Annotated in this window: 18 protein-coding genes; 8 read left to right on the plus strand and 10 right to left on the minus strand. The window is 62.5% G+C overall.

All coding sequences use genetic code 11. The features are described 5' to 3' along the window. Nucleotides 1-2: 2 nt before the first annotated feature. Genes ACVJNE_RS02520 through ACVJNE_RS02530 form a run of 3 tightly spaced genes read right to left on the minus strand, consistent with a single transcriptional unit; the run spans nt 3 to nt 3900 of the window. Nucleotides 3-1277 carry a glycoside hydrolase family 140 protein gene (locus tag ACVJNE_RS02520; RefSeq protein WP_499562679.1) on the minus strand — a complete coding sequence of 425 codons (1275 nt, stop codon included), beginning with the start codon at nt 1275-1277 and terminating at the stop codon, nt 3-5. Between the two features lie 43 nt (nt 1278-1320). After that, nucleotides 1321-2679, minus strand: coding sequence for a glutamate-1-semialdehyde 2,1-aminomutase (locus ACVJNE_RS02525; RefSeq protein WP_499562680.1), 1359 nt, complete (start codon nt 2677-2679; stop codon nt 1321-1323). Beyond that, nucleotides 2680-3900 carry a glycosyltransferase family 4 protein gene (locus ACVJNE_RS02530; RefSeq protein WP_499562682.1) on the minus strand — a complete coding sequence of 407 codons (1221 nt, stop codon included), beginning with the start codon at nt 3898-3900 and terminating at the stop codon, nt 2680-2682. A 277-nt stretch (nt 3901-4177) separates the two neighbouring features. On the opposite strand from ACVJNE_RS02530, the gene ACVJNE_RS02535 reads away from it, so the two are divergent. Next, the gene (locus tag ACVJNE_RS02535; protein WP_499562684.1) at nt 4178-5419 is read left to right on the plus strand and encodes a polysaccharide pyruvyl transferase family protein; all 1242 of its coding nucleotides are present in this window, start codon (nt 4178-4180) and stop codon (nt 5417-5419) included. A 12-nt stretch (nt 5420-5431) separates the two neighbouring features. On the opposite strand, the gene ACVJNE_RS02540 is transcribed toward ACVJNE_RS02535, so the two are convergent. From ACVJNE_RS02540 to ACVJNE_RS02550, 3 genes are read right to left on the minus strand one after another with little or no spacing between them, the layout of a single operon-like run. After that, nucleotides 5432-6436: a glycosyltransferase family A protein gene (locus ACVJNE_RS02540; RefSeq protein WP_499562686.1), complete on the minus strand. Its 1005-nt coding sequence runs from the start codon at nt 6434-6436 to the stop codon at nt 5432-5434. Beyond that, a complete protein-coding gene (locus tag ACVJNE_RS02545; RefSeq protein ID WP_499562688.1) occupies nt 6433-7941 on the minus strand; it encodes an oligosaccharide flippase family protein in 1509 nt (502 codons plus the stop codon). The genes ACVJNE_RS02540 and ACVJNE_RS02545 overlap by 4 nt, the downstream gene beginning before the upstream one ends. Before the next feature lie 55 nt (nt 7942-7996). Beyond that, on the minus strand, nt 7997-8257 hold the full coding sequence (locus ACVJNE_RS02550; RefSeq protein WP_499562690.1) for a hypothetical protein: 261 nt from the start codon (nt 8255-8257) through the stop codon (nt 7997-7999). A 429-nt stretch (nt 8258-8686) separates the two neighbouring features. On the opposite strand from ACVJNE_RS02550, the gene ACVJNE_RS02555 reads away from it, so the two are divergent. From ACVJNE_RS02555 to ACVJNE_RS02575, 5 genes are all read left to right on the plus strand, one after another. Further along, nucleotides 8687-9790: an MraY family glycosyltransferase gene (locus ACVJNE_RS02555; protein ID WP_499562692.1), complete on the plus strand. Its 1104-nt coding sequence runs from the start codon at nt 8687-8689 to the stop codon at nt 9788-9790. Nucleotides 9791-9867: 77 nt separating this feature from the next. Then, the gene (locus ACVJNE_RS02560) at nt 9868-10677 is read left to right on the plus strand and encodes a glycosyltransferase family 2 protein (RefSeq protein WP_499563190.1); all 810 of its coding nucleotides are present in this window, start codon (nt 9868-9870) and stop codon (nt 10675-10677) included. Between the two features lie 56 nt (nt 10678-10733). Next, nucleotides 10734-11336: a YdcF family protein gene (locus tag ACVJNE_RS02565; protein ID WP_499562694.1), complete on the plus strand. Its 603-nt coding sequence runs from the start codon at nt 10734-10736 to the stop codon at nt 11334-11336. Then, nucleotides 11333-12595 (plus strand): hypothetical protein, encoded by a 1263-nt coding sequence (locus ACVJNE_RS02570; RefSeq protein WP_499562696.1) that lies wholly within the window; start codon nt 11333-11335, stop codon nt 12593-12595. Before ACVJNE_RS02565 ends, ACVJNE_RS02570 begins: the two co-directional genes overlap by 4 nt. A 3-nt stretch (nt 12596-12598) precedes the next feature. Beyond that, nucleotides 12599-13186 carry an LbetaH domain-containing protein gene (locus ACVJNE_RS02575; RefSeq protein ID WP_499562698.1) on the plus strand — a complete coding sequence of 196 codons (588 nt, stop codon included), beginning with the start codon at nt 12599-12601 and terminating at the stop codon, nt 13184-13186. A 15-nt stretch (nt 13187-13201) separates the two neighbouring features. Here the strand turns inward: ACVJNE_RS02575 and ACVJNE_RS02580 are convergent, their stop codons facing one another. The 4 genes from ACVJNE_RS02580 to ACVJNE_RS02595 are packed head-to-tail and all read right to left on the minus strand — an operon-like array spanning nt 13202 to nt 18790. Further along, nucleotides 13202-14383: a glycosyltransferase gene (locus ACVJNE_RS02580; protein WP_499562700.1), complete on the minus strand. Its 1182-nt coding sequence runs from the start codon at nt 14381-14383 to the stop codon at nt 13202-13204. Continuing rightward, the gene (gene asnB / locus ACVJNE_RS02585; RefSeq protein WP_499562702.1) at nt 14380-16293 is read right to left on the minus strand and encodes an asparagine synthase (glutamine-hydrolyzing); all 1914 of its coding nucleotides are present in this window, start codon (nt 16291-16293) and stop codon (nt 14380-14382) included. The genes ACVJNE_RS02580 and asnB overlap by 4 nt, the downstream gene beginning before the upstream one ends. Then, nucleotides 16281-17540 carry a glycosyltransferase family 4 protein gene (locus ACVJNE_RS02590; RefSeq protein WP_499562704.1) on the minus strand — a complete coding sequence of 420 codons (1260 nt, stop codon included), beginning with the start codon at nt 17538-17540 and terminating at the stop codon, nt 16281-16283. The genes asnB and ACVJNE_RS02590 overlap by 13 nt, the downstream gene beginning before the upstream one ends. Next, a complete protein-coding gene (locus ACVJNE_RS02595) occupies nt 17537-18790 on the minus strand; it encodes a glycosyltransferase family 4 protein (RefSeq protein WP_499562706.1) in 1254 nt (417 codons plus the stop codon). Before ACVJNE_RS02595 ends, ACVJNE_RS02590 begins: the two co-directional genes overlap by 4 nt. Nucleotides 18791-19068: 278 nt before the next feature. Here ACVJNE_RS02595 and gmd point away from each other — a divergent pair, with 278 nt between their 5' ends. Beyond that, the gene (gmd, locus tag ACVJNE_RS02600; protein WP_499562708.1) at nt 19069-20142 is read left to right on the plus strand and encodes a GDP-mannose 4,6-dehydratase; all 1074 of its coding nucleotides are present in this window, start codon (nt 19069-19071) and stop codon (nt 20140-20142) included. Next, nucleotides 20114-21124, plus strand: a complete 1011-nt coding sequence (locus tag ACVJNE_RS02605; protein ID WP_499563192.1) for a GDP-L-fucose synthase family protein — start codon at nt 20114-20116, stop codon at nt 21122-21124. Before gmd ends, ACVJNE_RS02605 begins: the two co-directional genes overlap by 29 nt. Nucleotides 21125-21161 lie beyond the last annotated feature (37 nt).

A 21161-nucleotide genomic window follows, 5' to 3' on the forward strand; every position in this document is an offset into this window, starting at 1 on the left:
AGCTATTCTCTAGCTGAAACGAGCAGCACCCAATCTGCGAAGCCTGCCCGGTTTTGCTGTGCGGGTGGCGCTACAGTGACAGGCTTTCCCTGCTCTGCCGAAACCTCGAGCGGCGGCGCCATGATCCCGGCCGAGGGGTCGTACCAGCGTATGCTCAGCCGGCCAGTGCCGAGCGCAACGGGATCGATCTCAACGGCCGTTGGCGCCACCAGATAGGAAATCGACCAGCTTCGGTCCCCGGCGACCGCCGTCATCAGCCGACCTCCCTCTGCCCGGACCGGTCCATCAACAGAGGCCGGCGCCAGCGTCCACCACTCGATCCCGTCGAACAGCGTTTTCAGGTGGGTCATGCTCTGCGCACCACGGCTCGCGAGCGCCTCGCGCCACGTCTCTTCGACGGAGTAGATACCGGGTCCGCTGAAATGCCATATGGGGTTGTTGCCGAACACCTGTCCCGCCGCGCCGCCGAGAAGAGCGCCATAAGCGATTTCGCGCAGCGATTGCTCCGTCGACTCGTGCTCCCCTTCGTAGAACCCCTCCAGCAGCAGTAGAGGCCGGCCCAGTTCCATCTGGTATCGTTCGAGGACTTGGCGATGGACATCGGAGTAGGAATAGATCGTCTCGATATCCATCCAGTCGGCTTTCGGCCAGACCTGTGCCGGGATCGAGTCGGGTCCTGCGTGGGCGGCCGCCAGAGCTGTATCGCCGCCGGCGCGCAGGCCATCGATCACAGCCTCCACAATTGACGTGTCGATCGGGTCGTAGTCGCCGCCGTGCAGCCATATGATGTTGTCGAGCCCACGAAAGTGCTCGGCCAGATATCGGCCGTAAGCCTTGAGCTTCTGCGTGCCGGCAGCCTGCATCTGCGCATACCAGCCTTCCTCGCCGCCCCCGAAGCCGAGATAGGCTGGCGTCAGCAGCACGACGAACCCCTCCTCCCGCGCACGTGACAAGACCCATCGCGCATGATCGAAATACGCATCGTTCGGCTCGAAGGGCCGTCCCTCGGCGAACGGGCGCACGCGATACGCGTTGGCGGGAGCGTTGCTGGCGAATTTGTGCTCGATGAGCGACACGACGAGCGTATTGAAGCCGCGCGAGCGACGGTCGGCGAGATAGACGTCGACCTCATCCTTCGTCAGTTCGGCGATCAGCGACCAGGCGGTATCGCCGTGCGGAAGGAAAGGACGATTATCGGCATCGACGAGATAATTCCTTTCATCGCTGATCCGAAGCGGGAAAGCTGTCGCATAGGCGGTCGAAGCTGTCGTGAGCAACAAGAGCGCCATGAGAACTGTACGGAGGGTCGCCAGCATCCCGTTATACGGCGGCGGCCAGTTGCTTTGGCTCCGCTGTCGCACCACCGTTGAACGCTCTGAAAACCACCTGCGACGGCCGACCGACAAGGTGGCGCTCGACGCCATCCTCAAGAGCCCGCGCGTAGATCTCCAAAGCGGCATCGACGGCTGACACGGTCTCGTCGATTTCCGCATCGCCGTGCGTGTAGCTGACCACGAAGGATGGGGCCAGCACGCCGCGGCGGATGATTTCCTGGAGGAACAGGGTGCGAAAGGCCTGGGAGGGCCGGCCCGATCGGTCAAGCGTGCTGAATGCCAGGCAACAGTCGCGTCCCACGGCGGAAAAGTGATCCGCCACCCCATGTTTCTTCGCTGCCTGTGTCACCCCCTCCCGCAGCCGCCTGCCCTGGCGGTAGAGATGTTCGACGACCGGCTCTTCCTCATAAGCCTTCATGGTCGCGATCGCCGCGGCCAGCGCATGCGTCTCTGCGCCGTGGGTGGTCGAAAGCAGGAACACCCGTGGCCGGTCGACATGGTCTAGCCCGCCCAGCCGCATGATCTCGCGCCTGCCCGCAAGCGCTGAAATGGAAAAGCCGTTGCCGAGCGCCTTGCCGAAACACGAAAGGTCCGGAACGATACCGTACAGCGTCTGCGCGCCGCCTTCGTGCCAGCGGAACCCCGTGATCATCTCGTCGAGGATCAGCAGCGCGCCGTTGTCCCGGCAGACACGCTGCACCTCATGCAGATAACCGGCCGGCGGGTCATCCCCGCGCGAGGGCTCCATGATCACCGCCGCGATCCGGCCGGGATAGAGCGCAAACAGGGCCTCGACGCTTGAGGCATCGCCGTAACGGAAAGTCACGGTCAGACGTCTGACGGCTTCGGGAATGCCGGCGTTCATCGGCGTGGTGCCGATGAACCAGTCGTCGGTGGAGAAGAACGGATGATCGGCACAGCACGCGACCATGTCACGCCCGGTGTAGGCTCTGGCCAGCCGCACAGCCGCGGAAGTGGCATCGGACCCGTCCTTGCAGAACTTGACCATCTCCGCGCCCTTGACCGTGTCCAGGAACGACTGGGCACATTCAGCTTCGAGCCGGTGCGGCCTCGTGAAATTCGCTCCGTCGCGCATCGCCCGAGCGGCAGCATCGATGACCGGACCGTAGGCGTGACCGAGACCCACGGAACGGTTGCCCATGCCGTACTCGATGTAGCGGTTGCCATCCACATCCCAGACATGACAGCCTTCGCCACGGGCGATGAAACCGGGCGACAGCACGGGATACTGGTCGTCTCCCTTGGCATAGGTGTGGGCACCGCCGGGAATGAGTTCCGCGGCACGGCTGCGAAGCGCGTCGGATCGCGTGAAGTCGGTGATCATCTAGGCTGCATCCCTCGACGGATTTCGGTACCAACGTTCGCGCGCGACCCGCAGCCAGTTTTTCACTGGCGCGGGCAAGTAGGTTCGCAGGCCGGCCCGAAGGCCCAGCGGCGTCGCCCATTCGTCCATCGGCAGAGGCAGCGCGATCGTGGGGCGCTGGTGCACCATGTCTGCGATGAGACGTGCATAGCTTCCAGCCATGCGCTTGAGCCCGAATTTCTCCTCCACGCGGTGCCGCGCATCGACAGACATCGCCGCGAGCCGCTCCGGATTGCGCGCAAGCTCGTCGATGCTGCGCGCCGCTGCGCGCCAGTCGCCGATGGGAAACAAAATGCCCGACACGTCGTTTTCCACGATCGTATCGGTGACACCGGAAATATCGGACACAACCGGCACGCAGCCTGCCGCCATGGCCTCCAGCAACGTCAGGCCGAAGCCCTCGAAGCGCGACGGCATCAGCAGCACATCATGCGAAGCGAGCGTTTCGGGAACCTGGTCCGGCGACACCGCACCGAGGAAAGTGGTGCTGGCGGCATGGGGTTCGAGACGCTTCTTCAGCGCTTCGAGGTCCGGCCCGTCGCCGGCCACCGTCAGTGTCACCGGTTCGGTCAAGGTCGCCATAATCTCGGGAAGCCAGAAGACCCCCTTGGATGCGTCTTCCACACGCCCGAGATAGAGAACCTTAAGCGGCGCTCCGGGCTCACGATGGCGGTTTGCGGCCGGAAGCGCCTCGACCTCCATCGCGTTTGGAATCGCGAAAGTGCGCGAGACAGGAAAACCGTGGCGGACAATCAGGTCGCGTCGGCAACGCTGCGAAACACCGACCGTGGCATGGACATGGTCGCGCAGCGCGCGGGCTGCCGCATATGTGCCAGGCGTGATGTTGTGTACGATCATGATGCGCAGCATGTGCGCAGGCAGGTAGCGCGCGAGGTTCATCTGCACGCGATCGGCCAGCACATTGACGAAGACACCGTCGAAGCCGCGTTCGTGCAAGGCGGCCATCATGGCCTCGGCCTGCTGCTTCTCGCTGCTGCAGCTTTCGGTGTGGAGGAGCACGCCGTTTTCCGACGTATCCGTCCAGGCGGTGGCTTCGCGCGCATCATGCGACAGGCCCACCCATTGGACGTCGATGCCATGGGCCAGCAGGCCCTTCCGAAGTTGCCGGAAGACAGTGTAGGTGCCGCCCAGGTGCGGCTTGACGAAATAGGCGAGTTTCACGAAATCACCGTCGGGTTTCCATCACCGGGGGAGCTGGCAATGTTGCCTGAATCCCTCGCATGCTAGGCGAAACGCCCCGGCTCGATAGTCGGGCATTGGTGCAAGCTGGCCCTACACCTTTGTGGTGAGTGCGTGTGCGTGCGGATTAGGCATGGTGCATTGGAGTGGCAGGCCAGCATCCCTGTGTCTGGCGTTTGGTGAACCACCCTCGAAATGCCAACTGTCCTTCGGCAGCCCGCCCGACACTATGGCAGGCATTAATCCACGAGGGGTGGGCATGAAAATCGTGTTGTTCGGGCAGTTCGGCTGCGGAAACACCGGCAACGACGGATCCCTGAAGGCAATGGCGGACCTGCTGCGCGATGAGCGGCCGGACGCCGAGATTGTCTGCGCTTGCCCGAACCCGGCCAACGTGGAGTCAGACCTTGGCATCCCGTCCATGGCGACATCCCGTGCCGTCATGACCGGCAGGGTCGCGGCATTTCTCAACCGAGCACTGCTGAGGTTTCCCGGGCGCCTGGTTCACTTGCTGGATCCGTTCAGGCTGTTAAAGGGAGCGGATTTAGTGATCGTTCCCGGAACCGGGTTTCTCGACGACTTCCAGGAAGTTCCGCGCGGCTGGCCGCTAATGATACTGCGCTGGTGCCTGGCGGCGCGTCTGATGGGTGCGCGCCTTGCGTTTGTGAGCATCGGAGCCGGTCCCATCCGACATCCGATGAGCCGCTTTTTTCTCACTACCGCCGCGCGCCTGTGCCACTACCGTTCCTACAGGGACACACAATCACGGGATTTCATGATAGAGCTAGGGATCGGTCGCGACAGCGATCAGGTCTGCCCCGACCTCGCATTCGCACTCGTACCCCCTCCTACCAAACCCAGGCCGGTCCGGCAAACGATGGCGGTCGGCGTGGGCGTCATGTCCTATTCCGGTTGGGTCAACCGTGGACCCGACTCCGAAGAGATCTACGATCTCTACATGGGCAAGATCGTAGCATTCATCGGATGGCTCCTGGAAAAGGGGCACGATGTCCGCCTACTCACGGGCGACATCATGGATCAGCGCGCTGTGTGGCACGCGCTGGAACGCCTGCAGGCAACGCTGTCTCCCGAACTTACGTCCGCGCTGATCGTGGAGCCCACCACTACGCTCTTCGAGTTAATGCGCCAGATAGCGCTGACAGACATTGTGGTGGCCAGCAGGTTTCACAACGTCGTTTGCGCAATCAAATTGAAGCGACCGCTGATCTCCCTCGGCTATGCCGAGAAGAACGAAGCTCTACTGCGGCAGATCGGGCTGCACGGCTTCTCCCAGCATATCGAGCATTTCGATCCTGAACTGTTGAAACAGCAGTTCCTGCGCGCATCGGCCGAGCGTGTCGAGGTCGCCGACAGGACTGCTGTGGCCACCGCCAACTACATGCAACGGCTGATCGGCCAGAGGGATGCGGTATTGCAACTGTTGCCAGCACAAAACGAACGCAACAGCGAACTGGCCTCCAACGTCTCTTCTCCCCGCTGAGTATATCTCCGATCAACTGCCCGCAGATTGAGTTCGACGCCCTCCGAGAGACCTAAGTGTCGCAACGATCCGGTCCATCGAATCCGCTCTTGTGAACAGGCTGCCGATTGGTGGCAGGATCGCAAGTGAGGGACGCCGGCTGAGCGCGAAGCGGAGCAGCTCAGCCACCCCCGGCTCGTGTCGCAGGAAGTGAGACCAAGCGCACCAATACGCACGCACCGCAAGGCTCTTCGTAGCCATTCGCTTGAGCCGCTGCGCCTCGACCAACGTCCCTCCGGACCCCGCGAAGAATGCCCCAAAGGCCCGCTCCATCTCAACGTTCCACATGTGCACGTCGCGGACTGAGGACGATTTGTTTTCCCCGTGGATGCGGGAGATGACCTGCGTGGCATCGACCCGCGCGACATCGCCAATAGCGGCGAAACGCATCCACAACTCGACGTCATCGGTATGGGAGAGCTCGGCGCGATAGTGCCCGACACGCTTTTGCGTGCTTGTCCGCACGACCACGGCCGGCCCGGCAACCGGATTGCGACCGGTTCGACAGAACTCTTCAAGGAAGTCGCCGCCTGCCATCACCTGATAGCCTTCTGCGGCTCCATCCGTCGATGCGAGAGTGGCTTGGTCGTCGCCCATGACGAACCGCGTGGGCCCGTAAACGAGATTCACATTGCGGTGTCGCTCCATGATCGCGACTGCGCGCGCCAGAGCCCCGGGCGTAAACAAATCGTCCGCGCATAGAACAGCGAAATAGTCCGAACCCGCCCAGTCTATGCCTTCATTGAAAGAGGAGGTCGATCCGAGATTTTGGGTGCGGGCTCGCACCTCGATCCTCGAATCCTCGGATGCATGTCGGCGAGCGATCGCGACACTGCCGTCGGTCGACGCATTGTCGATAACCAGCACCCGCATGTCAGATCCACAATACGACCGGATGCTGTGAAGGCACTCGTCCAGGTAGCGCGCGTAATTGTAGTTGGGTACGAGAATATCGACGCTAGCCATCTTGTCGCTCACGCCTGCCCGGTGCCGTGAAGGGCACCCTGTTCACCCGGCCCGTCCGCGGACTGATTGCGCGTTTGACCGACCCATTGTCGCAGCCGCAGGAGATTGAACATCTCGGTCAGTACCGGATGGCGGGTCAAAATCACCGCTGCAAACCAGCCGCAGAATGCAAGGGCAAGAATAATCGCGAATTCGACGAGGTCGAAGTCGAGATCGGGTTCCATCCACCAAGCTACGCCCAAAGGGCCAGCCATTGCCGCAACGGTTACGGCGGCACTGCTTCCGATCGCGCCGGCAAGGTCGCGCCATGCGAACCAAACGGCCTTCCGCGCGTAATGAAGCGCAATGATCATCTGCAGCGGCAGTGCCAGGAACTGGCTCCAGGCCATGGCCTCTAGCCCGAACACGCTCGCGCTGCACAGGATCGCGGCGGCAGTTATCTTGGCTACGAAGTTGGAGACGAATGCCGTCTTGTTCTTGCGCGTGGCCATCAGCAGTGGGTGGGTGAGTATGACCGGAAAGAAGAAGATGCCTGCAACCGCAACAATCCGGACAAGCGGCACCACCTCGCTCCAGGCAGGCCCGAGGATAAGATTGACGACCGGTCGAGCGAGCAATGCCATCAAGAGCAGGGCGGGCCAGTAGATGACGCAGATGAGTCTCAATGCATGGAGATAGGCGCTCTTGACGTCTCGTCCGTTGCGCACGCCGTCGGCAAGGGCCGGAAAGGCGATCGAGAATATTGACGACAGCAGCATCTTGTCGGGTATGCCCGAGATGGCGTTCATGCGGCTGTAAAGGCCGACGTCGGACATCGGCATAAAACGGCCGAGGACGAGTTGCGGGATCGCCTCGTAAATCTTGTCGACGATGCCTGCCGCCCCGCGAAACCGGCCGAAATCCAGCACGACCCGCCAGGTGGAAACCGTCGGCTTCGTCGGCAGTGCTTCCGGATGGATGAAGCCTGTCATCAGCACCGTTGCGCACGCGGCAACGAGATTGCCCCATGCATAGCTCATGTACCCGAAGCCCATGGCGGCGAGGCTGATGGTCGTAATGGCCATCGCCACGATCGAGGCCACGCGTATCCTTGCCGTGTTGCCGAAATCGAGCTCGCGGTGCAGCAGCGCTATGGCCGGATAGGAAATGGTGTCAATCACGGTTGCGAGAACCATGACAGCGAGAAAGAGCTGCAGCCCTTCCTCACCGTAGAATCGCGACAACATAGGTGAGGCCACCATCAGACCGGCACCCAATAGCATGCAGGCGCAGATCAGTATGGTGCCGGAGCTCTGCACCTCCGCCGCAATCACGGCTGGCCGCTGTACGAGGAATTCTGCGGTGAAGAACTCGCGCAAAGAGAAGGTTATGACACACACGCCAAGGCCGACGACCGCGATGCCGATTTCGGCGGGACTCAGGAGACGCGACAGGGTTGCTACAAGCACGAAATTGACGATCAGCGACAGATATTGCTCAACTGAAGCCATCACGAAGGCACGTCGAACGCGATTCATTGCCCCTCCTGCCCGGCCGACGACAGCCGACTTTCACCATGCATTCCAGCGCGTGCTACCCTGGGCTGTCGAGGAAGGAGAGCCGGTCATGCCTGAGACGCATCGCATCCACTATTCGACCGGCTTCCATCCATTGCGATTGATTTGCGGCAGCGCCGCTCTGGCGCAACGCGTTTGCGGCGTCTTTTAGCAAACCCTGCACGCCCTCATGATCGACCTTGCCCGTCTCTTCCAACTCAAGCAGCAGCGACTGGCAGATGTACAGGGCGGCCAGGCTTAATGATCGCGTCTCGGAACTGCTTATGACCACATCCATGACGGTCGTACTCCACACGAGCTCCCGGTACCGATCCCACTACCAAAAGCAAATGACCGATGACCCGCCCATGCCCATGCTGGCATCGAGCGCACATGAAATCGCTTTGAACGATTTGTCCTTTTGCGGCATCCCAATGACACCGGGTTAAGCCTTTGGTCGCATCGAAAGAGCGAGGGGACGGGGCAATTTGCCTGGATATGGCCAGAAACCCCGATCCGACGGATCAGGGAGGTCGGGGGTCAGGGCAGGCGCTGCGTGCTGCAAACCCGCACCCTCCACCAGAGGATGACGCAGCTAGTTCTTTTGGGTCCAGCGGTTCCCTGAATGTCCAGATAGAGCGGAACAGCGTTCAAGCTAGCATCGGACCATGTTCGGATCGCGCAAGTGATACCGATCCAATGGTTGGGAAGGGCTTGGAGGCGGGGTTTGCCAAATCTCTACGCACATCTTCTGAACGCGATCCTGACGACCGTATTGCTTATCGAAGTCATGCGGCGCTTTGCGCCCGGCTTGCGGCTCGTCGATCTTCCAGATTTGCGAAAGCAGCATGAAGGCGCGGTGCCACTCTGCGGCGGACTCGCGATATTCGCCGCGTTCCTGATAACTGCCCTGGGTTTTGACGGACATCACGAGGTGCCTTGGTATATGGCCTTGGGCATCGGCATCCTCGTCCTGACGGGTGCCGCAGATGATCGCTGGGGTCTGCGCGCAGGTACGCGCCTGGTCGTTCAGCTTGCCGCCGCCCTGCTGTTGGTCGTTCCGGGGCTGACGTTGTCCCTTCACCTTGGCAATGTCGGCGGGCTGCCCGTGCTGCTGCCACCTCTGCTCGGCGGTGCACTTGCCCTCGTTTTCCTCGTAGGCAGCGTCAACGCGATCAATATGCTCGACGGCATCGACGGTCTCGCCGGTGCAAGCGTCGCTGCCGCGCTTTTCTGGGTCGCGCTCATAGCCGCCCATGTGGGCGACACCGACGTGGTATTGCAGGCGCTCGTGCTGCTGGCAGCGACGATCGGTTTCCTCGTCTTCAACATGCGCCATCCTTGGCGGTCAACGGCCAGCGTCTTCCTCGGAGATGCCGGCAGCGCCATGCTTGGTGCGTTCCTGGCCTACTTCGTCGTTCGGCTTTCGACCGGCAGCAGCGTCGCTTTTGTCAGTGCACTGTGGATCCTAGTGATCCCGATCATGGATACGCTGAGCCTTATCATGCGCCGCATCGCGGCGAGGCGTAGCCCCTTTTCGCCAGATCGGATGCATCTGCACCATCTGCTGGTCGACCGCGGCATGCCGCACGCGCAGGCTGCCGTTCTGATCGCAGGTGTCAGCGCGCTGTGCGGCGCAATTGGCTATTTCGGCATTCTGTTCGGCGTACCGGATATTCTGATGGCGCTCGGCCTTGCGATCCCGGTTGCCGCGCACGTCGCAGCGGTGACTGCACTCACCGGAGCCGGGCGGAGCTCCAATGTCCAGCCTGCTGGCAATGCCGGCTTCGTCAGGCGTGACACACCGCCAGTCATGGGAGGTGGGCAATGACCACTGTTCTGGCCGACAGGAAGTCGGGAGCAGCTTCGGGAGCAGGCCGTACTCGGACCGGCGTGTCGGTGCTCATCATGACCTTCAACGAGGAGCAGAACCTGCCGGCTTGCCTTGCCTCGGTCGATTGGAGCGACGATGTGGTGGTGCTGGATTCCTTCAGCACGGACCGCACAGTCGAGATCGCACGGGCCGCAGGCGCACGTGTGGTGCAGCACCACTACACCACCGAAAACGGCCAGCGCATGTTCGGGCTCACCCAGATACCGTTCCTGAACGAGTGGGTCTATACGCCCGACGCCGATGAAATCACACCTGACGAACTGCGCGACGAAATGCTGACGATCGCCGCCGATCCGGGCCGGCCGGAAGCGTTTTTCAAGGCGCGTTACAAGAACATGTTCATGGGGCGCTGGATCAAGCACGCGAGCCTGTATCCCACCTGGATCACACGGCTTGTAAGGCCCGCCAAGGTCCGCTTCGACCGCGAGGTCCATTCCGTCTGCGCTTCGGATCAACCGGGTGGCCTGCTGAAAGCACATTTCATCCACTACAGCTTCAACAACGGTCTTCGCGCCTGGTTCGACAAACACAACCGCTATTCGAGCGTGGAGGCTGAACTCGCGATCGAGAATCCGCCGCCGCCGCTGCGCTGGACTTCGTTGTTCAGCCGGCGCGCCGACCAGCGACGCGGCGCGCTGAAGGCGATGGCGGCGAGGCTGCCATTCCGCCCCACCCTGCGCTTTCTTTACATGTACGTGCTGCGCGGCGGCTTCCTGGACGGCTGGCCAGGCTACGCCTATTGCCGGCTCATTTCCGGCTATGAGTTCATGATCGGGCTCAAGACGGAAGAGCTCCGTCGCAGGCGGCAAGGGTTGCGAATCTGACGCCCGCGATGTCGTTCATGAACGCCCTCATCACAACGGGTATCGGGAGAGCAAGTATGCTTGCCGCGGCCGCCTTGGCGGCAATTGCGGTTTTCGTGCTCTATCTCTGTCTTGTCGCCTTGGCCGAGCCGCTGCTGACGGTGAGGGACGCATTCGCAAGGACCGATGTCATTGTAGTGCTTGGGGGAGACGGACCACCGCGCGCTGCAAAAGCGGCAGAGCTGTGGCTGGCCGGTCTGGCGCCCAGGATCCTCGTATCGGGCGATGGCGACTGTCTGTACATACGCGAAGCCATGATTGCCGCTGGCGTGTCCAGAGTTGCCATAATCACGGAATGCAAATCCGGCAGCACGCGCGAGAACGCGGAGCTTTCCGTGCCCATACTTGCCCAGGCCCACGTCACGTCTGCGACGCTTGTGACAAGCTGGTTCCACTCGCGCCGCGCCCTGGCGAGCTTCGAGAGAGCCTGCCCGCGCATTGTCTGGCGTTCATACCCGACGGAATCGCCGCGCAGCTCTTTGACTGCCGCCTTCAGCCATCACGGCCCGGCGATAGCTCAGGAATATGCCAAGTCCGTTGTCTACGCGCTCGGCGACCTTGCGCGAGACTTCCAGGGCACCGGCAAACCAACCGGCTGGTGTGCGGGAGAGCCGGCATGAATTGGGCGCTGACCTTGATTTTCATCGGCATCGTTGCCTGGTTCCTTGCCGGCGGCTTTGCCTCGCCCCGGCGGGTCTACGAGTTTCCGTTTCTTGCAGGGATGATGGCGTTCGCTTTCCTGCTGCCGCAAATTCCGCCAGTCATCAGCGATATGACGCTGCCCGAGGGCGCCTATACTGCGGCGATGGGCGTCGCTGTATTTTGTATGGCGATGATCCGTGTTGGCTGGCGGGAGAATGCCGCGCCGCTTCCATTTTTCGCCCAGAGCTTTTCCGAAGCGAGGCTTCTGAAAGTCGCAATAGTCATGTCGCTCGTGGGAGCGCTGTTCTACTTCCAGCTCAGCCGCATGCCCTCGGAACTGACCGTCGGCGTCCAGATGTCCGGCATCAGCGTGGTTTACCTGTTCTTCGGCCGGCTGCTGATTTACGGCCTCGCCATCGCCGCCCTCTGTTTCGCACGGCGACCGAGTTGGCTGGCCGGCGCTGTCATCGCCTTCGACCTGTTATTTTGCCTCGATCGGATTCTGGTTACCGGCAAGCGCGCCGAGACTCTGGAGATCGTCCTGATTCTGGCGCTCGCCTATTGGTTCCATCGCGGCTGGACACCGCCACGGCTAGCTGCGATCGCTGGCGTGGTCGGCATCACGCTCGTCATGGGCAGCCTCGCCGATTACCGTCACATCAATCGCGAAAGCGGTGGCTTCGACGCCCAGCAGATCATGGAAATCGATGTCGTCGACAACTTCAAGGAAAGCCTTGCCAATGGCGGGCTCGAGTTCCGCAACGCCGTTCAGCGCATAGGGCAGATCGACCGCAGCGGCGAATTCGACTACGGCGCCGTCCACTGGAACCGTCTCGTCTTCAATTTCGTCCCCGCGCAGATCCTGGGTGCTGCGACGAAACAGGCCTTGATGATACCGACCCCAGAACCCTCGCGCGACTACCTACCACCAACGGGCACGACCGAGACCGGCTTTGTCGATGCTTTCCTGTCGTTCTGGTATTTCGGAGCGGTCAAGTTTCTCATCCTCTCCTATCTCATGTCCCGCATCTGGGCCTCGGCCATGAGCGGATCCACAACGGGGCAGATCGTCTACATGCTCAGCATCGTGCCTGCCATTCATTCGATCTCGCACGTGACCGACTGGGTGTTGCAGGTCTGGGTGCATATGATCTTTTTCCTGGCGCCGGCGCTGTTGCTGGCATCGCTGCACCAGGTCAAAAGCCGACACCGACTGGTGCCGGCAACGGTGGGGTGACTCATGGCCCGTTACAGCGAGACAGTAGAACCCAGGGGCCGCGCGCACGGACGGTCTCCGTTGCTTGGCGGGGCGACATTCGAACTGCGCCATCGTGCGGCACGGGTGGCATGGTCAATTTGCTGGATTATGTTCGCGAGATGGACGCCGCCGCAATTGCAACCGTTGCGCCGGCTGGTTCTGCGCGCCTTCGGAGCCGACATCCACCCGACGGCCATGGTGCGCAGCAGCGTGAAAATCTGGTGGCCCGGCAATTTGAAGATGGGTGAGCGTGCGTCGATGGGTCCGGGAGCAATCTGCTACAACGTCGCCCCGGTGACGATCGAGGATTTCGCAATCGTCTCGCAACGGGCACATCTGTGTACGGGCACCCACGACATCGACGACCCAGACTTCCCGCTGCGTGCTCGGCCGATCAAGGTCGGGCGAAACGCATGGGTGGCGGCCGAGGCCTTCGTCGGCCCGGGGGTACATATCGGCGAAGGCACGGTTCTCGGAGCCCGCGCGGTGACCTTCCGCAACCTTGAAGACTGGACAGTCTATGGCGGCAATCACGCCAAGCCGCTCAGAAGTCGCAAAAAGATAGTCTGAAACAGACCATCAAACTCAAGCAGCGACGCGGATGTTCGGTTTTCTCGTCAACGCGTAGGCATCGAGCGTCATGTCGGCGATCACCGGCCAGGTGAAGCGCTTCCTGACGAGCGCGCGGCCGGCAGCGCTCATTGCCTCGGCTGTCTCGGCGTCGGCCAGGATAGCCGAAAGTGCGGATGCAACAGCCTCCGCATTCAGATCGACGACCATGCCGGCGCCCACCGCCGCAACCTCGGGAAAATGGCACTCCTTCGAGATGACGACGGGTGCGCCGCAGGCGAGCGCCTCCGTGATCGCCACGCTGAACCCTTCCTGCCGACTGGGGAGGCAGAAGCAGGCCGCATCGCACAGCGCCTCGAGCTTCTCCCGGCCGTAGAGCCCGCCGACAAGGTGCACACGCTTTCCAAGCCCATGGGTGGCAATGGCGCTGCGTAGGGACGCTTCGGCCCCGTCGTCCGGGCCGGCAATCACCAGATCGACGTCCGGCCACTGCGGCGCGAGCCGTGCATAGGCATCGACCAGATAATCGAGCCCCTTCTTGGTGTGCAGCCGCGACAGGAACAATACGAAGCGCCGTCCCGCCAGCGCCGAATGCTGGTTTGAAAAGCTGCCTTTTGGCGGCAATGGTTCGATCTCGTCGAGAAAGATGCCGTTGGGGATCGTTCGTGTTGGCGCGCGTAGGTTCAAAGGCGCCAGCAGTCGTGCCTCGTCATCGTTCAGCACATGGATGAACGCGGCCTCGTCGAGCATCCGTCGATAGCCCAGCGCGAGCGCGATCCGCTTCTTCCAGTATTTCTGCTGCAGGCTCCAGGGATCGAGCATTCCCGCCAGACGAACGCAGTATGGAATGCCGGCCGACCGCGCGACGTTCGCCGCCTGCCGCAGGATCGGTTCCCATACTCCGTGAAGATGAACGGCATCGGCGCCAGCGATGATTTCGGTGAGAGGTCGGCGTGTCGCCAGCGCCAGTATGCGTTCGCTGCGGCCCGGTTCGGGCAGCAGGTGCCGTTCGACATCGAGGATCCCGGGCACGTCCAGCAGCGCCCTTCGAATGCGCGGCTCCGCTTCCGCATCCGCGTAGCTGACGATGTGCACATTGTGCCCTTTGGCAGCCTGGGCTGCGGCTATGCGCATCACGACTCCGGGAGGACCGCCGAAGGCCGGGTCGATCGAGCCAATGACGTGGACGACCTTCATGACGCGTACTCCCTTGCAGGCGCGGTGCGGGCGGTTCGGCGCAGATAGTGGCCGAGCACGCAGCAGGCGAAAGCGCGTGACCATGCCGGACTTTCCGGCTCAGCGACGAAGGTCGACCACAAGGCCTCGAGGCCTTCCGCCTCGACCAGCCCGGACGCGCGAAGATGTTCGAATCCGCTTCGGCAGCTCTCGGCCAGCGGGCCGAGCATCCAGCGCCGTATCGGCAGCGTGAAGCCGTGCTTGGGCTGGTTGAGGAGTTCGGGACGAAGCAGGTCCGGCATTGCCGCGCGAAGCATATGTTTGTCGGCGCGCCCGTTGGGAAGGCGAACGCGTCCCGGCAGGCCGAAAGCAAGATCGACAAGCCGTCGATCAAGCAGCGGTACGCGAATTTCCAGCGAGTGCGCCATGCCGTCGGCATCCCCATCCCGCAGCAGCATGTTGCCCATGTAGAGGCGGCTCTCGAGCAGGCCGACACTCCATATCGGGTCTCGAGGATTGACGGGCATCGCCTCCATTTCCTCGGGGTCGAGGAAGTTTTCATCCAGTCCCAGCCATCGCGCATCGAGACCGAGCGCATTCATCTGCGCAGGAGCCATCAGCCGCCGCCGATGAGTGTAGAGGCTGGTCAGGTCCGCGCCGGATTCGGCCAGAGCGGCAGCCTTGGCCCGGAACGCTGCCGGCTTGCCCGCGCTGAGGAGTTCCGCCAGCCGTCGCCGCTTCGGTGCCGGCAGCCAGGATGCATGTCTGAGCATCCGGTAAAGCCGCGGCACATCTACAAAGCTCGAATATCCGCCGAAAAGCTCGTCTCCGCCCTGCCCTGACAGGGCGACGGTTATGCCGTGTTCGCGCACTGCCTTTGAAATCACATAGACGTTGAGCCCGTCGATCGACGGCATATCGATCGCGCCCAGCCATGCTTCGGTCGTTGCAATCGCATCCGCGCTTTCGATGCGTATTTCCGTATGGTCGAGGCCGAAGCGGCGCGCCGTGTCGCCGGCCAGTTCCAGTTCGCTGAGATCGGGGTTCTCGGCAAAGCCGACTGTGAAGCTTCGCAGCTTCGAGGCGTGTCGCGCGGCAAGCCCGGCAACGATGGTGCTGTCGAGGCCGGAAGACAGGAACACGCCTACCGGCACATCGCTCACCAGATGATCGCGCACCGATGCTTCGAGCGTTGAACGCACGGCGTCGACGGCTTCCGATCGGCTCAGATGCGATTCGGGCCGCGGTGGCGACCAGTAGTGCACCGGCGGCTCTTCTTCGCCCCTGGCCGTCAGCATCTGCCACGCGCCGGCCGGAAACGACCGGATGTTGCGGAACATCGTATAGGGATGCTGGCATGCGCCGTAGGAGAATAGCCCTGCGATGCCGCGCGGATCGATCTGCTGCTCGAGCAGACCCGAGGCGAGAATGGCGCGCACCTCGCTGGCAAAGACGAATGTACGCCCGCGCCGCCCGACATAGAGCGGCTTGATCCCCAGGGGATCGCGCGCAAGCATCATCTCCCCGGTAGCGACCCGGTAGAATGCGAACGCGAACATGCCCTGCAAGCGCGACAGCGCACGCGGCCCCCACTCGACGAGCGCGTGCAGCAGCACCTCGGAATCGCTATCGCTCAGAAAGACGGTGCCGCCGGCGCTCAGCTCCTCCTTGAGATCGCGATAATTGTATATCTCGCCATTGTAGACGAGCACGTCGCCGGTATGCGGATGAACCATCGGCTGCGCGCCCTGGGCCGACAGATCGATGATTGAGAGCCGCCGATGGCCCAGTCCGAGGGTCGCATCGCCCATCGTCAGATAATGCTCGCCGCCGCCGTCGGGGCCGCGATGACGTTGCGCGTCAACCATCGCCGGCAACGCCAGCCGCGCAATCCCGCCATCCTGGCAAATGACACCTGCTATACCGCACATGGCAGTTTTTCCAGTTCGGCCGATACGGAAGGATCGAAGGCGGACCACAGCCGCCGGCCATAAGCAGCCACATCGAACTCGGCCGCCCGCGCACGCGCATTGCGTCCCATCCACACGACGAGATCGGGATCTGCGGAGAGCCGCGAAATCCTGTCACACAGGGCGTCGACATCGCCCGCAGCGCAAACGAAACCATCGACGCCATCGCGAACCACGCTGCCCGCATTCGGCGTCGTCACGACCGGCAGCCCGGCTGCGAGTGCCTCGTAGATCACCGTTGCCGACCCCTCGCAGATCGACGGCAGGAAGAATATGTCGGCCCAGTCGTATTGTGCCGGAATTTCGGAGCGGGGCACCTGCCCCGTCACGGTGAGGGCGTCGGCCAGCTCGCGCTGGCGCGCCGCCGGCAGTTGCTCGACCGGCCCGACGAAGCGGAATGATGCCTCCTTGCTCAGACGCAGTGCTGAAGCCATGACGTCGGGCGTGCCCTTTCTGAGGCAGGCGGCCCCAACAGTCAGCACCCGCAGCCGGCCCGGCAAACGAGGCTTTGAAAAGTTTCGTACGACCGTGGCGTCGACTCCGTAAGGCACAACCACGCAACGCTCGACCGGCCCTCCAGCCGCAGCGATACCGTCGCGCACGAAGTCGGACGCGCATATGACGAGGTCGGCCGCCTCCCATTCGTCTTTTTCGCGTTGTGCGTACTCGCCAGCCAGCTGCACCTCGTCCGGCGCAGGCTCCCAGCCCGGATGGCGCTCGGTTTCGAGGGCCACCAGACGGTCGGCGACCGAGCGCGGCGCGATGACCTGCTCCACGGCGCTCCAGAGGCCTTGCTTTCGCGCCGCCTGCAGTTGCTCGAGGCATTCGCCGCTCATGCCGTAGAAGGCGCGGGCTTCCCCGAAGCCTTCCGCCACCACCGCGCGCGAGAATGCGCGCCCCGCTTCCAGCGCGACCTGCGTATCGACAGCGATGGTCGGCGTCATCATGCGACGGATGACGGACTGAAGCCCAATCGTCTCGAAGCAGCGTATCTTGTGGGGTGGTATGCCTTGCGGAACCCTACCGGCGAGGCGTCTTAGCGAGGCCGGCAGCGCGCGGCGCGGCATCATGCCGAGCGCGCGCGGCCAGCCGCGTACGGCGCAAATGTCGGTATTGAGCCGCTCGAGGCGGCCAAGGTTTTCGAAGATGCGAGGCACCGCATAGTGCATGCGCGCGCCAAGCTGACTGACGACGACTGTTCCCTTCATGCGGTTGCTGCGCCTCCGCGCGTCTCGACAGGAATGCCGCTCTGGGGCGCGAGCTTCAACACCGCGCGAAGCCATGCATTGACGCCGATGCCAATCGAATATTCGTTTTCGAACAGCCGCCTTGCGTTCTCGCCCAACATACGAAGGCGCTCTTCGTCATCGCGCAGGGCGAGGATCTGGGCAGCCAAGCCTTTCACGTCTCCGATCTCGAATGCACTTCCGCAATCGTAATCGCGCGCGACGCGGGCGACTTCTCCCCCAAGCGAACCGACGAAAAGCGTCGGGCGGCCTGCGGCCAACACGCCGTAAAACTTGCTGGGAATGATGCAGTGCTCCAGCTCCGGCAACAGCGACACCAGATGCGCATCCGCGACGCAGAGGCTTTGCGAAAGCACGTCGATCGGCTGTAGCGGCTTGAAGGTCACGTTTTCGAGCCGGCGGCGCTTCACCTCCGCCTCGACCGTCTTGCGCTGCTGTCCGTCACCGATCATCAGAAAATGGATGTCGATCTGGTGGCGCAACCGGTCCGCTGCTTCAAGCAGCGTCGAGAAATCATGCGCACGTCCGAAGTTTCCGGAATATCCGACCACAAACTTGTCCCGCAGGCCCCACTGGGCGCGCAACTCGTTCTTTTCCCGTTCAATCGGCCGTATCTCGCCGCCGTCGGACCAATGATGAACGACCGAGATCGGCGTCGTTGTAGTCGCTGCCAAATGGCGCGCCATGGTGCCTGTCGGACAGACGATCAACGAGGCGCGCCGATCCGACCAGTTCCGCAGGCGCAGCGCGAGCGCTGCAAGCCTTGGATGCCGGTCCAGCATGCCAAGTTCGATCGCGGTTTCCGGAAAAAGGTCCATGACCCAGCTCACCAGCGCCGCGCCGCGAAGGCGGATCGGCAAGGCCGTGGCGACCGAAAGCAGCGGCGGGTCGGTGCAGTTGACGCACAGATCGCCCCGGCGGGCATTCACAAGCATCCACCACGCGGCAAGAACGTGGAATGAAAGATAGTCTACCGCACGGCCGGGCAGGCTCCCCCTGCCAAACGCAGAGGTAGCCAGCCTCGTGACCTCGACCCCCTGGATCGTTTCGCGGGCCGGAAGGACCGCATCGTTGTCGTTGTGGAATTGCCGGCTTGTCACCACGGCCACCGAATAGCCCCGTTTTGCAAGCGCGAAGGCCAGCCCGGAGACCATTCGGCTCGTTGCAGACTGGTCGGGATGGAAGTAGCGGTTGACGAGTACGATCCGCATGCGAGCGCCTGTGTTCGTTTTGGTGCATCGCAGGCTGTGACTTCACAACCGGAACCGCAATTTCAGCGAAAGGTGGAGCCGGAGCGGTATTCGAACCCGCCTACCCCTTATGGCTGCGGAAGGCCGCTCCGATTGCGGCAGAACGTGCCACCCGCCTCCGGGCTACACCTTTAGGGCTGTGCCGCTTCGCCCCGCCATGCACCTATTTGGCAAGTTCCGCGCCCGCGCGAGACCGGCAAAGCTGCGGTCTGATCTTGCCAACGTAAAAGGGGGCGCAATTGCCGAAACAGCGAGCACTCATCATCGGCGTCACGGGACAGGATGGCTCCTATCTCGCGGAGCTTCTGCTGTCGAAGGGCTACGAGGTCCACGGTCTGAAGCGGCGTTCGTCCTCCTTCAACACCGCGCGCATCGATCACCTCTACCAGGACCCGCACGACGAAGATATTCGTTTCATCCTGCACTACGGCGACCTGACCGACGCGACAAATCTCTGCCGCGTGATCCAGAAGGTGAAGCCGCACGAGATCTACAATCTCGGCGCCCAGAGCCATGTTCAGGTAAGCTTCGAAACGCCGGAATACACGGCAAACGCGGACGCGCTCGGAACCTTGAGGCTGCTGGAAGCGATCCGCATCCTCGGTTTGGAGAAGGAGTGCCGTTTCTACCAGGCCTCGACATCCGAGCTCTTCGGCAAGACCGCACCGACGGCGCAGAACGAAATGACGCCGTTCGTGCCGCAGAGCCCCTACGCGACAGCCAAGCTGTTTTCATATTGGACCACGGTCAACTATCGCGATGCCTACGGCATGCACGCCTCGAACGGCATTCTCTTCAACCATGAAAGCCCCGTGCGCGGCGAAACCTTCGTGACCCGCAAGATCACCCGTGGCGTCGCCGCCATCGAACGCGGGCTGCAGAAGCGTCTCATGCTCGGCAATCTCGACGCCAAGCGCGACTGGGGCCACGCTCGCGACTACGTGGAAGGCATGTGGCGCATCGTTCAGCAGGACGTCCCTGACGACTACGTGCTGGCAACGGGCGAAACACACACGGTCCGGGAGTTTGTCGAGAAAGCCTTCTCGGTTGTGGACTGCCCGATCGAATGGGCGGGAAACGGCGTCGAGGAAATCGGCATCGACACGCGCAACGGCAACACGATCATCGAGATCGATCCCCGCTACTTCCGACCGAACGAGGTGGACTTTCTGCTGGGTGACGCGTCGAAGGCGCGCGAAAAGCTCGGATGGTCGCACAGCTGCTCCTTCGACGATCTTGTTACCGAGATGGTCAGCTCGGATATGAGAACCATAGCGCTCGAGGCTGGTCGCAATGACTTCCATGGCATGTGAGCAGACGTTCGACCTGCGCGACAAACGTGTCTGGATCGCCGGACACACTGGCCTCGTGGGCTCGGCCCTGCACAGGCGCCTGTCGCAGGAGCCGTGCGAATTGCTGCTGGCCGGCCATGACGAACTCGACCTTATCCGCCAGGATTCGACCGAGGCATGGATGCGCCGCGAGCGACCTCAGGTTGTGGTTGTCGCCGCGGCACGAGTGGGCGGCATCATGGCCAATTCCCGCTACCCGGCCGACTTCCTCTACGACAATCTGATGATTGCGGCGAATGTGCTGAGGACCGCGCACGAGATCGGGGTAGAACGGCTAGTCTGGCTTGGTTCGAGCTGCATCTATCCGCGCGAGGCCGAACAGCCAATCCAGGAGGACTCGCTCCTGACGGGACCGCTGGAGGCAACCAACGAAGCCTATGCGATCGCCAAAATCGCCGGGCTCAAGCTGGCAGAGTCCTACCACCGACAGCATGGCCAACAGTTCTTCACGGTGATGCCGTGCAACCTCTACGGACCGAACGACAATTTCGATCCGCAGAACTCGCACGTTATCCCCGCGCTCATGCGCAGGATGCACGAAGCGAAGGAAGCTGGGGCGCAAACCGTGGAACTATGGGGCACGGGAACGCCGCTTCGCGAGTTCCTGCACGTCGACGATCTGGCGGACGCTGTGGTGTTGCTGCTCAGGCGCCACGTAAGCGGCGAACCGGTCAACGTCGGGTCGAGCCTGGAGATTTCCATTGCCGACCTCGCGCATGTGGTCGCCCGCGTCGTCGGTTATCGCGGCCGGATCGTCTTCGATCCGACCAAGCCCGACGGAACGCCGCGAAAGGTTCTGGGATCGCAGCGCGTCAAGTCGCTCGGATGGCGACCGTCCATTTCCCTCGAAGACGGTCTTGGTGAAATGTATCGCGCCTGGCGTGCCCGCAACGCTGTGGCGCAACCGCCGTTGGGCCGCGCCGTGGAGCAGGTTATCGGATGAGAGAGGAAGCGGCGCCGACGGCATGAAGCCGCCGGAA

It is taken from the genome of Mesorhizobium sp. DxT, from assembly GCF_058448885.1.